Annotated in this window: 13 protein-coding genes; all 13 read right to left on the bottom strand. The window is 49.7% G+C overall.

Annotated elements, in window-relative coordinates; genetic code table 11:
- Window positions 1–135: 135 nt before the first annotated feature.
- The 13 genes from AC4IFB_RS02975 to cutA all read right to left on the bottom strand — a co-directional run bounded on the left by AC4IFB_RS02975 (window position 136) and on the right by cutA (window position 15,213).
- Window positions 136–2,610, bottom strand: coding sequence for a glycogen/starch/alpha-glucan phosphorylase (locus tag AC4IFB_RS02975; protein WP_490779351.1), 2,475 nt, complete (start codon window positions 2,608–2,610; stop codon window positions 136–138).
- 144 nt (window positions 2,611–2,754) lie between these two features.
- Window positions 2,755–3,144 (bottom strand): VanZ family protein, encoded by a 390-nt coding sequence (locus AC4IFB_RS02970; RefSeq protein ID WP_490779350.1) that lies wholly within the window; start codon window positions 3,142–3,144, stop codon window positions 2,755–2,757.
- Window positions 3,134–4,432 carry a phosphoribosylamine--glycine ligase gene (gene purD / locus AC4IFB_RS02965; protein WP_490779349.1) on the bottom strand — a complete coding sequence of 433 codons (1,299 nt, stop codon included), beginning with the start codon at window positions 4,430–4,432 and terminating at the stop codon, window positions 3,134–3,136. Before purD ends, AC4IFB_RS02970 begins: the two co-directional genes overlap by 11 nt.
- Entirely contained in the window at window positions 4,432–5,991 is a 1,560-nt protein-coding gene (gene purH / locus AC4IFB_RS02960; protein WP_490779348.1) for a bifunctional phosphoribosylaminoimidazolecarboxamide formyltransferase/IMP cyclohydrolase, read from the bottom strand. Before purH ends, purD begins: the two co-directional genes overlap by 1 nt.
- Window positions 5,992–6,178: 187 nt before the next feature.
- On the bottom strand, window positions 6,179–6,475 hold the full coding sequence (gene fis, locus AC4IFB_RS02955) for a DNA-binding transcriptional regulator Fis (RefSeq protein ID WP_490775547.1): 297 nt from the start codon (window positions 6,473–6,475) through the stop codon (window positions 6,179–6,181).
- Window positions 6,472–7,458: a tRNA dihydrouridine synthase DusB gene (dusB, locus tag AC4IFB_RS02950; RefSeq protein ID WP_490775548.1), complete on the bottom strand. Its 987-nt coding sequence runs from the start codon at window positions 7,456–7,458 to the stop codon at window positions 6,472–6,474. Before dusB ends, fis begins: the two co-directional genes overlap by 4 nt.
- A 388-nt stretch (window positions 7,459–7,846) precedes the next feature.
- Window positions 7,847–9,076 carry a DUF3426 domain-containing protein gene (locus AC4IFB_RS02945; RefSeq protein WP_490775549.1) on the bottom strand — a complete coding sequence of 410 codons (1,230 nt, stop codon included), beginning with the start codon at window positions 9,074–9,076 and terminating at the stop codon, window positions 7,847–7,849.
- Window positions 9,077–9,191: 115 nt separating this feature from the next.
- A complete protein-coding gene (gene prmA, locus AC4IFB_RS02940) occupies window positions 9,192–10,070 on the bottom strand; it encodes a 50S ribosomal protein L11 methyltransferase (RefSeq protein ID WP_490775550.1) in 879 nt (292 codons plus the stop codon).
- A gap of 19 nt (window positions 10,071–10,089) precedes the next feature.
- On the bottom strand, window positions 10,090–11,430 hold the full coding sequence (accC, locus tag AC4IFB_RS02935) for an acetyl-CoA carboxylase biotin carboxylase subunit (RefSeq protein WP_490779347.1): 1,341 nt from the start codon (window positions 11,428–11,430) through the stop codon (window positions 10,090–10,092).
- A gap of 8 nt (window positions 11,431–11,438) precedes the next feature.
- On the bottom strand, window positions 11,439–11,900 hold the full coding sequence (gene accB, locus AC4IFB_RS02930) for an acetyl-CoA carboxylase biotin carboxyl carrier protein (protein WP_490775552.1): 462 nt from the start codon (window positions 11,898–11,900) through the stop codon (window positions 11,439–11,441).
- A 21-nt stretch (window positions 11,901–11,921) separates the two neighbouring features.
- The gene (aroQ, locus tag AC4IFB_RS02925) at window positions 11,922–12,362 is read right to left on the bottom strand and encodes a type II 3-dehydroquinate dehydratase (RefSeq protein ID WP_490775553.1); all 441 of its coding nucleotides are present in this window, start codon (window positions 12,360–12,362) and stop codon (window positions 11,922–11,924) included.
- Between the two features lie 239 nt (window positions 12,363–12,601).
- Window positions 12,602–14,905: a protein-disulfide reductase DsbD gene (locus tag AC4IFB_RS02920; protein ID WP_490779346.1), complete on the bottom strand. Its 2,304-nt coding sequence runs from the start codon at window positions 14,903–14,905 to the stop codon at window positions 12,602–12,604.
- Entirely contained in the window at window positions 14,884–15,213 is a 330-nt protein-coding gene (gene cutA / locus AC4IFB_RS02915) for a divalent-cation tolerance protein CutA (protein ID WP_490775555.1), read from the bottom strand. The genes AC4IFB_RS02920 and cutA overlap by 22 nt, the downstream gene beginning before the upstream one ends.
- Between the last annotated feature and the right edge of the window lie 297 nt (window positions 15,214–15,510).

The following is a 15,510-nucleotide window of genomic DNA, read 5'->3' as shown; positions in this document are numbered from 1 at the left end:
AGTTTCTTTGCGTCTTTGAGTCTCTTATTCCTCTTCAACAGATTGGTGGGGCAGGGCCCCACCCTACCGAGTAGCTCAAAGTGGGGGGCCCTAAGATGCTTAAAATATGATAACAACTTTCGTATGCATTTCTGATTAACCCGACACTTGCTCCACCTGCCATATCTTACTGGCATATTCACTGATGGTGCGATCACTTGAGAAATAACCCATGCGCGCGGTATTGAGTATTGCCATTTGGACCCAGGATGAGGGTTCCCGATAGATGCCATCTGCTTTATCACTGATGGACATATAGGTATCAAAATCGGCCAGGACTTTGAAATGGTCACTGCGCAGCAGGTTATCGGTGATCATGCGATAGCGGGAGGGTTCTTCAGGTGAGAAGAAACCGTTCGCGATCATATCGATGATGCGTTTTAGTCTGGGATCGGACTCATAGTATCTCTGTGGATGATAGCCTTGATGATTGAGCCGGGCGATATCATCAGTGGTGAGTCCGAATATAAAGATATTTTCATCTCCCACTTGCTCAAGCATCTCCACATTCGCACCATCCATAGTGCCCATGGTCAAGGCACCATTCAGCGCCAGCTTCATGTTGCCGGTTCCCGATGCCTCCATACCTGCGGTAGAGATCTGCTGTGACAGTTCAGCGGCGGGAATGATGTCGGTGGCGGTAGTGACATCGTAGTTGGGGATGAAGATGATCTTAAGGCGGTCGCTGACAGCGGGATCGTTGTCGATTACATCTGCAACATCATTGATCAGGCGTATGATCATTTTCGCCATACTGTAGCCAGGGGCTGCCTTACCACCAAAAAGAATGGTGCGGGGAACACAATCGATACCTGGATTATCGACCATTCGGTTGTAGAGTTCGATTGCGCGAAACAGATTCAGCAATTGGCGTTTGTATTCATGAATTCGCTTTACCTGGACATCGAACAGGGTAGTGGGATCGACCTGTTTATGCAGGTAGTACTCAATCAGGTTGGCCATGTGATCCTTGTTGGCCTTTTTGATATCAAGGAATTTGTCCTGGAAGCTGCTGTCCTGGGCGAATGCCTCAAGCTTTTTTACCTGGCTGAGATCCTTTATCCACTCGGGGCCGATAGCATCACTAATCAAAGATGAGAGTTTTCTATTAGAGAGGTATAACCAGCGACGAGGGGTGATGCCGTTGGTGATATTAATGATTTTGCCTGGATAGAATTGGTTGAACTCCTTGAAAGTCGACTCTCTCAATAGCTCACTGTGCATGGCAGAGACACCATTCACCTTGTGGCTGCCGATGATCGCCAGATGAGCCATGCGGATACGTCGCTCCCCACCTTCATCGATGATTGAGAGGCGGCGCAGGATATCCATGTCTCCAGGATGGAGGTGTCCCAGCACCAGCAGGAAGCGTCGATTGATTTCGAGAATCAGTTGCAAGTGGCGGGGAAGGAGTTCTTCAAGGATCTTCACCGGCCAGGTCTCCAGGGCCTCCGGCAGCAGGGTATGGTTGGTGTATGAGAAGACCCTGGTGGTGATCTCCCAGGCCGGTTGCCACTCCAGTTGATGCTTGTCCATCAGCAGTCGCATCATTTCCGGTATGGCAATGGCTGGATGGGTGTCATTGAGCTGGATGGCGACTTTGGATGGTAACTCCTTCAGATCTTCATGGTCTGTGAAGAAGCGTCGCAGGATGTCTTTCAGTGAGGCGCTGACGAAAAAGTACTGCTGCTTTAATCTAAGCAGCTTATTCATGGTGGAGCTGTCGTTGGGATAGAGTACTTTGGATATGTTTTCTGAGAAGGTCTTGCCGACTACCGCCTCTGTATACTCCCCCTGGTTGAACTGATTGAGGTCGAAGGCTTCGTGGGCCTTGGCGCTCCACAGGCGCAGATTGTTTACCGTATCATTCTGAAAACCGGGAATCGGGGTGTCGTAAGCCTGTGCGATGACAATGTCGCCATCGATCCAGTCGAAATGCTTACGGCCACTGCTATCCTGGTACTCCATGACCCGTCCGCCGAAGCGAATCCGGTAGGAGACTTCCGGACGTGGAAACTCCCACGGGTTATCATGCACCAGCCAGTTTTCCGGCAGCTCTACCTGGCTGCCATTCTCAATTTTCTGGCGGAACATGCCATATTCAAAACGGATGCCATAACCATAACCGGGAATATTCAGGCTCGCCATGGAATCGAGAAAACAGGCAGCAAGTCTTCCCAGGCCTCCGTTACCAAGGGCTGCGTCGTGTTCCAGGTTTCGCAGCTGTTCAAGTTCGATGCCCAGTTTGTGCAGCGCCTGGCCGCACGCATCGTAAATATCCATATTCAACAGGCTGTTGATCAGGCTGCGACCGATCAAGAACTCCATCGAGAGATAGTAGACACGCTTGGCATCGTGTTTGTAGTAGTTACGTTGTGTCTCCATCCAGCGTTCGATCAAGCGATCCCGAACCACATGACTGAATGCCATCATCCAATCGTGATCTGTTGCTGTGAATGGATCCTTGCCGATGGTGTAGACCAAATGGTTGGAGACTGACCTCTGAATTGCCTTAGGATCAGAGCCCAGGTAGTCATATTTAAAAGCACTATGTTTAACGTCGCTGCTCATAACTGCCTGCTTGTTGTGTGGATTTATTGACTGATTTCGAGATCTCTCAATGAATATACCAATCCCTACAAGAATTATATTGGTTTTTTGGATTGCTGTGGTTAAGGGTGAAAGATTGAGCGAGTATTTTATTTAAGCCGTTTGTTATCTGAGTGATTTAAGCAACTTATATCGCATAAACCAAGGAAGAAGTAGAGTGTAGAGAATTAGCCCAAAGGCGTCTGCTGACAGGTCAAAGAGAGAAAAGAGGCGATGGGGGAGAAAGGCCTGCACCACCTCAATGGCGAGACCGTAACCCAGAAGTAAAAAAAACTTTAACTGATTCCAAGGGGATTCAGGCCAGGAAAAGTCCGCCAGAAAAGCAAGGCAGAAAAAAGCGATCATGTGAGAGACTTTGTCATTCAGGCTGCTGACACCCGGTAGATCCAAAGGGGTGAAAGCCAGATAACTGATGACTGCTATTGAGACACCCAAGGCACCCCGAAACAGGGTGCGATGAGTAGAGTGTTTCCGACTGGGTTTTTCAACCGCCATCAGCAGCCTTTTCCCGGGCAATGGCCCGGTAGGCTATATCAGAGCGGAAGTAGATATCCTGCCATTGAATTGTACGGGTGAGCCGATAGGCGTCCTCCTGGGCTTGGGTAACACTCTCTCCCAGAGCCGTGGCACAGAGCACTCGCCCACCTGCAGTCAGTACTTTATCACCATCCAGGCGAGTGCCTGCGTGAAACACTTTCTGATCACTTGATGACGATTCAGACAGTCCGGTAATGGTTAGGCCTTTGTCGTAGTTTCCTGGATAACCGCCTGCCGCCAGGACGATGCCAACCGATGCACGGGGATCCCAGACAGTTGTTTCCTGATCCAGCTCTCCTTGCAGAGCGGCGAGACAGTGTTTGACCAGGTCAGAACGCATGCGCAACATAATGGGTTGTGTTTCCGGATCTCCAAAGCGACAGTTGAATTCAATCACTTTAGGGGTGCCATCGGCAGTGATCATCAGGCCGGCGTACAGAAAGCCGGTATAGGGTAACCCTTCATCCGCCATACCCTTGATGGTTGGATAGATGACCTCATCCATAATGCGCTTCTCAACGCTATCGGTAACTACCGGCGCAGGTGAGTAGGCACCCATACCACCGGTATTGAGGCCCGTATCACCATCACCGATTCGCTTATGGTCCTGGCTGGTGGCCATGGGCAGGACATGTGTGCCATCAGCCATGACAATAAAGCTTGCCTCCTCGCCCTCGAGGTACTCCTCAATAACCACCCGATGGCCAGCTTCCCCAAAAGCGTTGCCGGCAAGCATGTCACGTACTGCAGACTCGGCGGTCTCCATCTCCATGGCGACGATGACCCCTTTACCTGCAGCCAGGCCGTCGGCTTTGATTACAATGGGTGCGCCACATTGATGTAGATAATCCAAAGCGGGATCTATCTCAGTAAAGGTCTGATAGTCAGCAGTGGGGATTTTATGGCGAGCGAGGAAATCCTTGGTAAAAGATTTTGAGCCTTCAAGCTGAGCAGCGCCCTGTGAGGGTCCAAAACAGCGCAAGCCGGCCTTCTGGAAGGCGTCGACTATACCCATTACGAGAGGTACTTCAGGCCCTACGATGGTCAGGCCAACTTGATTCTGCCTGGCAAAGTCCACCAGTTGGTCAAGGGCCTCTACGCCAATCTCTACATTCTCAAGTTTATCTTCCAGCGCAGTACCAGCATTACCTGGGGCTACAAACACCTTCTCTGCCAGGGGAGATTGTGCAGCTTTCCAAGCAAGGGCGTGTTCTCGGCCGCCCGAACCGATTACCAGTATATTCATCAGTGACGGAAATGACGCATGCCAGTGAATACCATCGCCATGTTGTGCTCGTCAGCTGCAGCGATGGCTTCGTCATCACGCATAGAGCCACCGGGTTGAATGACTGCGACAATGCCAGCTTCGGCAGCATTGTCTATACCATCGCGGAAAGGAAAGAAGGCATCAGATGCCATCACCGAGCCTTTGACTTCCAGCTTGGCATGTTCTGCTTTTATTGCTGCGATGCGTGCAGAGTTAACCCGGCTCATCTGTCCTGCGCCCACGCCAATGGTCATGCCGTCACGGCCATAGACAATTGCGTTGGACTTGACATATTTAGCGACTCTCCAGGTAAACAGAAGATCTTGCATCTCTTGTTCAGTAGGCTGTCTTTTAGTGACAATCTTAATCTCTTGTGTCAATTGCAGATCGGCATCTTGAACCAGTAAGCCGCCGTTGACACGTTTGTACTCAGTACGATGCACAGATTCGCTGAGCCACTCACCACAGGCCAGTAGGCGAACGTTCTTTTTACTGCTTACCGCTTCGACTGCAGCAGCAGAGACCTTGGGGGCAATAATCACTTCTACGAATTGCCGCTCAACAATGGCTTTTGCTGTATCCCCATCCAATTCACCATTGAAGGCGATAATTCCGCCAAAGGCCGATTCAGGATCGGTGCTATAGGCGCGGTCATAGGCCTCAAGCAGATTTTTACCATAGGCGACACCGCAGGGATTGGCATGCTTGACGATGACGCAGGCCGGGCCTTCATCAAAGCTCTTAACACACTCCAAAGCTGCATCGGTATCGCCGATGTTGTTATATGAGAGTGCTTTGCCTTGTAGTTGAGTAGCTGTGGCAACACTCGCTTCCTCAATATTGTGTTCAACAAAGAAAGCGGCTTTCTGGTGGGGATTTTCACCATAGCGCATGGTTTGACTCTGTTTGAACTGTAACGATAGCGTACGAGGAAAATCAATCACCTCACCCTCAGTTCTGGCACCAAGATAGTTGGCGATTGCACCATCATAGCGAGCGGTGTGTTCAAAGGTTTTGACTGCCAGGTCAAAGCGGGTGGAGTCACCTACCAGATTGTCATTAGCCGCCATTTCGTCGATGATTCTCTGGTAGTCAGATGCATCTACAACGACAGTGACATCTTTATGATTCTTTGCCGCCGCTCTGAGCATGGTTGGGCCGCCGATGTCGATATTTTCAATTGCGGTGGGCAGATCGCAATCCGGTTTTGCCACAGTCTCTTCAAATGGATAGAGGTTAACCACGATCAGATCGATCTGACCAATGCCGTTCTCCTTCATTACGCCATCATCGGTACCACGGCGACCAAGGATTCCGCCATGGATTTTTGGATGTAGAGTCTTGACTCTGCCATCCATCATTTCCGGGTAGCCTGTATATTCTGATACCTCGATAACAGGCACATCATTTTGGGTAAGTAGTTTTGCGGTGCCTCCAGTGGAGAGTATTTCCACATTTTTTTCTGCCAGATTGCGGGCGAATTCAACAATCCCCGTCTTGTCTGAGACACTGATCAGTGCGCGTTTTATCGATGCCATGAGTGATACCGTTGGTTGTTATTTAGAAATATTGTTTGGTCACGTTAAAAAAAATCACTATGAAGGGAATCTACAATTAAATCTGTCGGATGCTTCAATGATTTGATATGACGCAAATGATCGTTTTGGCATGATCTGCAAAGTAGTCAGATATTGCCGCTTAATTCACATAAGATGATTCTGTAGTTCAATCAAGGTCGTACTGGGAAAGTTTCTTGCGCAAGGTGCTGCGACTGATGCCCAGGATGGTGGCAGCTTGTGTCTGATTCCCGCCGGTATGCTTCATGACACTTTCAAGTAGTGGCGCTTCAACCTCATTCATTACCAACCGATAAAGATTGTTGGCACCATGTCCGTCTAAATTACTAAAGTAGCGCTGCATGGCGTCGCTGACACACTGTCGCAAGGGTTCAGATTTTTTGCTGTGAGTAACTGTCAGATACTCTTCGCTTTGTTGGTCAGGTAGAGCCGCTTCAATCATCATGCTGCCAGGTCCCTTTTGTTATACAGGAACTCAAAATATTCCTGAATTGCCTGCATTTGCTCTGCAGGTGATTCTGAATAGTTTATTTTGTTCCTGAAAACGGCGCCTTCAGGGCGCCCTTTGCTGTACCAGGCGATATGTTTGCGGGCAATGCGAACGCCAAGGTACTCCCCATAAAATAGATGCAACTGCTGGACATGTTTGGTAAGGATGCCAGCAACCCATTCGAGTTCCGGTTCAGGCAATAGCCTGCCGGTTTTTAAATAGTTGTCGATCTCGTTAAAGATCCAGGGGCGTCCTTGCGCAGCGCGGCCAATCATTAGGGCGTCAGCGCCTGTTCTTTCAAATACCTCCGCAGCCTTATGCGGGGAATCAATATCTCCATTTGCAATAACCGGTATGGTTATCATCTGTTTAATCTGTCTAATGGTCTCATACTCGGCATGACCTGAAAATTTGCAGGCTCGAGTACGGCCATGAATGCTCAATGCCTGGATGCCAGCATCTTCGGCTATCTCGGCAATTCGTAGACCATTTCTGTTTTGTGGATCACTGCCGGTACGTATTTTAAGGGTGACCGGGACATCCACAGCATCAACAGTCGCTTTTAGTATTTCAGCGACCAGTGGTTCATCCTCAAGCAGTGCAGAGCCGGCGGCACGTTTACATACTTTTTTTGCTGGACAACCCATATTGATGTCGATGATCTGGGCGCCCATCTCTACATTGGCGCAGGCGGCCCGAGCCATCATCTCAGGATCAGAGCCTAAAATCTGTACGCTGATTGGTGCATCCTCACCTTCGTGGTCTAGTCTCCTTACGCTTTTTTTAGTACCCCATAAGGACGCATCGGCAGAGATCATCTCTGACACGGCAACACCTGCGCCCAGACTTCTGCATAGTTGTCTGAACGGCCTGTCCGTTACGCCTGCCATCGGCGCTAAGAACAGATTATTTGCAATTTTATAGGGCCCAATGCGCATTTAAATCGCCCCTCTTAGAGGGCTTTTCACAGGATAAGGAGGGGTTGGGATACTACCCGTAAATCGGGGTGGAAGCAAAGGCAAAATCGAGTTGAATTGATCCAGTGCAGGGGTTCGAAAGAGATGAAACTTGTGAATCGGCTGGAAGGGTGTTGAGTAAGCTATTCAATCTCCTTTAGATATATAGGCTGAAGAGGATGAAAATGAATATACATTTAAAATGTAAACTTTTTTGAGAAGTAAATTCCCTGATTGTGATGTCGTTTTTAATTCAAACCAGGGTTGGTGAAAGTTTAGGGTTGTCTTATTTATTACAAGCCGACGACATATTCAGTTGCCGGGTTAATAAAATGGTCAAGTACTAATGGAGGTTATGAGTCAATCGAATTTAAAGAAACTCAAATTTAAAACCAGTGACCTCTTTGCCGGGATCGACCAGTTCAAGATCGATTTGGATCGGTTTCAGTTTGGGCATCAACTCATCTGTTCCGGTATATGCTGGGCGATATTGAGACGTGCTAAAAGTTCGACGCGCGATGAGTGCCCCCATATCGTTGAACAGGCTTAGTTGAAGTTTAGGAAAGGGTTGTTGAAACGGTGCGGTATTGACTATCTCAAGACGCATGGAAAGCGTATTCTCTTTTTCAGGGTGAGCGCTTAACGAGCGCTCGGTAACCAGTATCTTACTTCTGTCTTTTCGCTGCGGTGTGGTGCAGCCGGCAACAGTGCAAACAACATCCAATAGTTGTCTGCCTGTTTCATGATGTATCAGGTTATCCCGATACTGCCATGCCATCTGCCCGCATAGCGGTATCAACAATAGCAATGATCCGATGGTCCAGAAGATGGAGGCGCCGTTTGAATCTGCTTCCTCATCATCCTGAGCTTCAAAAGTGAAGGGTAACTCCTTCTCAATTTGATCCTCGATGTTTCGGAGCTCCTCTTCCACCGACTCAATTGGCGGCTCTTCCTCTGCCAACTCACTGCTATCCGTATCGCCTTGACGTTCAGCTTCAAGTTCACTGCTATCATTGATCAGGCTATCCGATGACGCTTCATATTTATGATGAGACTCAGGGATGTCCAGCTCGATAATCTCAGCAAGGCTGGAATTCGGGTGTTCACTGTCGAGGAGTAATGAAGCCGAGTCCTTGTCCAGTAATTCAGACATTTGGGATTCTGAGCCGGAGGCAAAGTAGTCAGGCTCTGTCTCCAGACCATCATTCACTTCATAGAGGTACGGGTTGCTACTCTCTTCCAGTAAGCCTGGTTCGTCGCTCTCCAAATTTGAATCATCTGAAAATGGAGGAACAGGGGATGAGTCATCTGCTAGATCATCAAGTGACCTCTCAACTTCACTGTCATTGATCAGTGCTGAGTCATGATCATGTTGTTGGGGTGGGTAGTAGAGGAGTTGATCATCTGAGACACGCTCTTCATCTGTCGCGACATCCACTATCTCTTCTTGATTGCTGAATGGTTTCGGAGTTTCTTGAAGGGTCTCCAATGCATTGAAGATCTGGTTGCACTGGCAGCACCTGACCTGACCCTCGGCGGCCTTGAGTTGCTCCGAGTTGATGCGGAACAGAGTTAAGCAGTGTGGGCACTGGGTAAACATGGGTTGAATATCGGTCAGTTACTTAGGGCCTGTTAAGCCTACGTTAGACTGTACTAAAATCCTAGGCAAGTCTTAACCTCTTTTGTCCCTAGGAATTATTTATTAGCAGGGCCTTTTAGTGCTTAGTACCGCTGATCAGTATCCACTCCTCTCGTTGTTTGACAGGTGATAGTTCAGCGAATGCCTGATAGTGATTGCCTACTTCATCCGCCTGTTCAGCAAGGATTCCCGAAAGGGCAAACTCTCCACCTGAATTGATGCATTCAGCCAAATGCGATGCAAGCTCTATCAGGGGACCAGCAAGAATATTGGCTACCAGGTAATCGGCACTTAGTTTTGGTGCCTCTTCAGGCAGAAAGGTGGACAATCGTTCAGCAACCCCATTTTTCTCTGCATTATCCTGACTGGCCTGAAGTGCCTGATGGTCGTGATCGATGGCTATCACCGAAGCAGCGCCTAATTTAAGTGCGGCGATGGCGAGAATTCCCGATCCACAACCATAATCAATGACTCTCTTGCCATTAAGTGGCTGGCCATCCAGCCATTCAAGACAGAGTGCAGTAGTGGGATGGGTTCCTGTGCCAAATGCCAGCCCGGGATCCAATTGAATGACTATGCTATCGGGTTGTTTAATGGTCTCCCCTACTGGACAGACCCATAAGCGTTGACCGAAAGACATGGGTTTGAAGTGCTCCAGCCAGACCCGTTCCCAAATACGGTCTTCAATCCGTTCCCAGTGAAGCCGCCTTACAAGTGGTTCACTGAGTGCCTCAGTCAGCGCGAGTTGCAGTTGTTGCTGGTCCTGTTCACCCTCGAAAAGCGCTGTTACCCGGGTATGCTGCCATAGCTGCTCTGTCTCTGGCGGAATCTCCAGAAGTGGTTGGTCTCCGGCATCGCCCAGGGTGACTGAGAGAGCGCCAAGGTTTTCAAAGACCAATTCAAGGATTGGTGCTTGATCCTCATCGGTATCAAGTGAGAGTTGAAGCCAGGACATGATTGTTTACTGACCAGGATTATAACCCCAGCTTTTTTTCCAAATAGTGGATGTTGGCACCACCAGCATTGAATGCGCTGTCTTTCATGATGTCGAGGTGCAGGGGTATATTGGTTTTGATACCACTGATCACCATCTCATGAAGTGCAATACGCATACGTGCAATAGCAGACGCACGATCCTCACCATGGGCAATCAGTTTGCCGATCATCGAATCGTAGTAGGGTGGAACCTTATATCCGTTATAGATATGTGTATCGACCCGAATACCTGGGCCGCCTGGTGTGTGCAGTTGGGTAATGGTGCCAGGGCTGGGCATGAAGTTAACAGGATCTTCCGCGTTGATACGACACTCAACAGCATGACCTTCGAGTTTGATGTCGCTCTGCTTGAATCGCAAAGGCTCACCTGCAGCGATGAGTATCTGTTCTTTAACGATATCGACGCCGGTAATCAGCTCAGTGACAGGATGCTCAACCTGAACACGGGTATTCATTTCGATGAAGTAGAATTCGCCATCCTCGTAGAGAAATTCGAAAGTGCCTGCTCCGCGATAGCCAATCTGGCGACACGCCTCTGCACAACGTTCGCCGACATCCCTGCGTTGCTGTTCGGTGATACCAGGGGCTGGTGCCTCCTCGACCACCTTTTGGTGACGGCGCTGCATCGAGCAATCACGCTCACCCAGATGAATGGCGTTTCCGTGGGTATCAGATAGTACCTGGAACTCTACATGGCGTGGATTTTCAAGAAACTTCTCCATATAGACTGTCGCATTGCCAAATGCAGCATCAGCTTCAGCCTTGGTCATTGCTACGGCATTCAGCAGGGTGGCTTCACTGTGCACGACACGCATGCCGCGTCCACCACCACCACCAGCCGCTTTTATGATGACCGGGTAGCCTATTTCATTTGCCAGTTCTCTGGTGCGCTTGGAGTTGCTGTCCAGTGGGCCATTGGAGCCGGGTACTGTTGGTACCTTGGCTTCTATCATGGCATCGATGGCTGCAACTTTATCGCCCATGACACGAATAGTCTCAGCTTTGGGGCCGATGAAGATGAAGCCGCTGTTCTCAACCCGCTCTGCAAAATCTGCATTCTCGGAGAGGAAGCCATATCCAGGATGGATTGCAACCGAATCGGTTACTTCGGCGGCGCTGATTATTGCAGGCACATTGAGGTAACTTTCACTGGAAGGTGCGGGTCCTATGCAGACTGATTCATCAGCAAGCAGTACGTGCTTGAGGTCCCGGTCAGCTTCGGAATGAACGGCAACAGTCTTGATACCCAGCTCTTTACAGGCTCGTAGAATGCGAAGTGCAATTTCACCACGATTGGCGATTACAATCTTGTCTATCATGGTTTCACTCAATCAATGATGTAAAGGGGTTCGTTATATTCCACCGGCTGGCCGTTATCGAGCAGTATTTTCCTTACTGTTCCCGCTTTGTCTGATTCAATCTGATTCAGAATCTTCATCGCTTCGATGATGCATAGGGTGTCCCCCACAGCAACCTGCTGACCCTCTTCAACAAAAGGCTTACTGCCTGGTGAAGGTGAGCGGTAGAAGGTGCCTACCATTGGCGAGCGTACCGCATGTCCCTGGATCTCTGCAGCACTCTCTTCTACTGGTGGAGCTGAAGCGGCGGGCAAGGGAGATTGAGCTTGTTGAGGCGCAGCAACAGGGGCAACTGCAGGTGCCGCCATTGTCATGGGTATGGAGTTGTTGCGGCTGATTCTGACCGACTCCTCACCCTCGTGGATTTCAATCTCCGCAACATCCGACTCCTCAAGCAATTCAATTAATTTTTTTACTTTGCGAATATCCATGATGTTCTGTCTCTAGATTGTTTATTTGTTGAGCCGCGTAGCAGCGGCTTGCAATGCAAGTTCATATCCCTGAGCACCCAGGCCGACGATGACACCTTCGGCTTTGTCAGAAAAATAGGAGTGTCTGCGGAACTCCTCTCTGGCGTGTACATTTGAGAGATGAACTTCGATATAGGGTATGCCTGTTCCCAGAAGGGCGTCCCGTAAGGCAATACTGGTATGGGTGAAGGCGGCTGGATTGATGATAATGAAAGCCACCTCATTCTCGTAAGCCTGATGTATCCAGGTCAGTAACTCATGCTCAGCATTGCTTTGACGGAAGTCGATCTCATGGCCTAACGATTTGGCTATGGACTCCAGGTGTTGGCTTATCTCATTCAAAGACTCATGACCGTAGTGATTGGGTTCACGAACGCCAAGTAGATTCAGATTGGGGCCATTGAGTATCAGAATGGTCGCCATAATTCTGCTGTCCCGGACAATGAGTTGCGAAGTAAACCGCTCTTTTTATTCCCAATTTCTGTGCATGGGAAGTGATTCGGCGGTGTTTGAATAAGATTCGTCTAATTTTGCAAGATAAGCGCGGTTTTGTCCAGTTTCAATGCAGAACTTATCAAGATCGTTACAGTTTGTCAGTGTATAAATGAGATATTTCGGCTTTTCAGGGAGATCCTGCACCAATAAGGTGCAGGTTTTTTACGCTATTGAATGGCCCTTCGCACATGCTCTGCAAACTCGTCCGCTGGCTTGAAACCCACGACACGGAAGGCTTTGCGCTCTTGGCCATCTGCCCCGTAAAAGATGATTGCCGGTGGGCCTGGCAGACCGAAATGTTCTTGCAGCAAAGCTTTGTCCGTATCGTCGTTTGCAGTCACATCCGCTTGCAGTAGAACTGTATTCGAGAGCGCGCTGATCACATCTGAATCACTGAATGTATATTTTTCCATCTCCTTGCATGAGACACACCAATCCGCATAGAAATCGAGCATCACCGGTTTGCCTGCTGCAGAAGCAGAATCAACCTCCCGTTGAAGATCTTCGAGACTCTTGATTCGTTTGAAGGTCAGTTCCTGATGGGCTGATCCCGAGCCGCCAGCCATCACAATGCCCCTCAAGGGTTGCACCGTATCCTTGCCGCCTGCAGCTGCGCCGACAAGCATCAAAGTACCGTAGACGAGAAACACGAAGCCCACTCCTTTCCAGAGTTTCTGCCACCCGCTGGCTTCAATTTCCAGGTTACGCAAGGCGCCCATATAGATCGCGGAGATGATCAGAAGAAGACCCCAAAGCACCATTGCTATTTCTGCAATAATTATGCGTTCCAGCATAACGATGGCAACGCCCAGCAGGGCAACGCCGAATACCGCCTTCACTGCATCCATCCAGCCTCCGGCTCTGGGTAGGAGTTTCCCGGCAGATGTGCCGATGGCAATCACCGGTGCGCCCATACCCATGCTCAGGGCAAACAGCGCCAGACCACCGAGCAAGGCATCGCCTGTCTGTCCAATATAGATCAAGGCGCCTGCCAGGGGTGGGGCGACGCAGGGGCCGACGATCAGGGCGGACAGGAAGCCCATAATGGCCACGCCAATCAGGGATCCCCCCTGCTGTTTATTGCTCACTTCGGTGAGCCTGCTCTGCAGGCTGCTGGGCAGTTGCAGATCGTAAAATCCAAACATCGAGAGTGCGAGTAGTACAAATACCAGGGCGAAGCTGGAAAGAATCCAGGGATTCTGAAAATAGGCCTGAAGATTCTCTCCAAACAGTCCGGCCAGAACCCCGGCAAAAGTATATGTCACTGCCATTGAGAGGACATAGACCAGTGACAGTGTAAATGCCTTTTTAGTTGTGATCTGATCACCATGACCTGCGATGATGCCCGATAGGATTGGGATCATTGGAAAGATGCAGGGGGTGAACGCCAAACCCAGTCCAAGCAGGAAAAATACGCCAACAATCACCAGCGTGGAGTTTCCTTTCAGGGTATTGGTGATCTCATCGGTTTCCGATTGGGCTGGTGCCTGGGTTGTTGAGGATGATCTACTGCTCAGGGCAGTGGTTGACGCTTCAGCCTGGGCCTCTGATATACCAGGCAGACTGAGTGTGAACTGCTTGCTGATTGGTGGGTAGCAGACTCCGATCTCGGCGCATCCCTGATAGTTTGCTTCAACTACGATCTCTCCAGCATCGACGCTGCTTCGCACCAATGGCACAGTCAAGTCAACTTCGTTGTGGTAGACCGCGACATCCCCGAAGGAGCCGTCCGGTCGGATAGAGTCTTGTTTGATCTCTGCTTCTGGTAGATCGATCTGCCCGAGCAGCGCTGTCTCATTCTGCTTCAGGGAGAGTCTTATCTTATCCTGATAGAGATAGGTACCGTCTGCAATGGACCAGTAGAGTCGTATATGTGTGCCATCTTCGACTGAAGCGGTAAGTTTGTAGGCTTCATCGGGTTCGAGCAATTCATCCTCTTCGCTATTGTCGAACAAGGGAGCAGGGTCACTATCTCCAAGTAAGGCGAGTGGGTCATTGGTCTCGGCAGCGGCAGCATCCTCTGCTATCGGCAGCAGCGCCAGTCGGACCTCCTGCATATGAGGAGGAAAGCAGATGCCCTGATCGGCGCAGCCCTGAGAGCGGGCTTTCAGAAGCAGGGTTTCCGGGGCGCCCTGGATGCGTTTGATCGGAATCTCAGCAACGGCTTTATTGCGATAGATCGCCACTTCCCCAAAGAATTCGTCCTGTTTGATTTTTGCCTTGGAGAGGCTGGCTTCGCCCAATTCGATGCCGATGGATTCTGTATCAAAAGAGATCTTATCCCGATACATGTAGTAGTCATCAGCAATAAGCCATTCGACTCTGAGTGAGTCCGGCGTGAGGCTCTCTGCAGATATCTGGAAAGCCTGATCCTGCATCAGCAGGTCATCTTCATTCCACTCAGCCAGAGTTGTGCCTGCCAGCCCTGTTAGCAGCAACAGCAGGGCGATTAATTTGTTTGGTTTGTGCATCTTTCCACCCAGGTTATATAGTCATCCAGCCCCTGCTCTACAGGGACTGCGATGATTTCCGGAAGTTCATAGGGATGTTCCGCCCGGAGTGCCGACTCACATGCCTGGTAGCGATCTTTTGTTGTTTTTATGAATAACTGGATTTCGTCAGACTGTTCGGTTTTACCCTGCCACTTATAGATTGAAGTGATCGGCGCAGATAAATTGACACAGGCGACTAACCCCTGTTCTACCAGTGTTCCTGCAAGACGCTCGGCTGTCCCACGGTCGGGGGCGGTGCAGAGTATCAGGAGGAGTGGTGTAGGCATCCGCGAAAAATACACTATCCGGGTTCAGCAAGCAAAGTTTGAGCTGGTGATCTGTATAGGCTTTCGGGAGCCACTTTTATGATGATAAAACCATAATTTATATATGGAAAATGCTCTATTCAGGGAGCTGTTAGATGATTCTGGAGGGTGCTTTCTATGTAATTAACCCAGCTACAGGGTCGAAATATCTTGATCGACTATCGGCTTTGTAGTGTCTTGATTGATGTTTTTTCCTGTTTCTGGCCCGTAAACAGAAGCGGCCGGTAAAACCGCCCCCAGTAGGATAGGGTTTTTTTT

It is taken from the genome of Candidatus Thiodiazotropha sp. AKIB8 (assembly GCF_058244675.1).
Note: the sequence above shows the minus strand (reverse complement) of the source record. Positions and strands in the feature narration are given on the sequence as shown.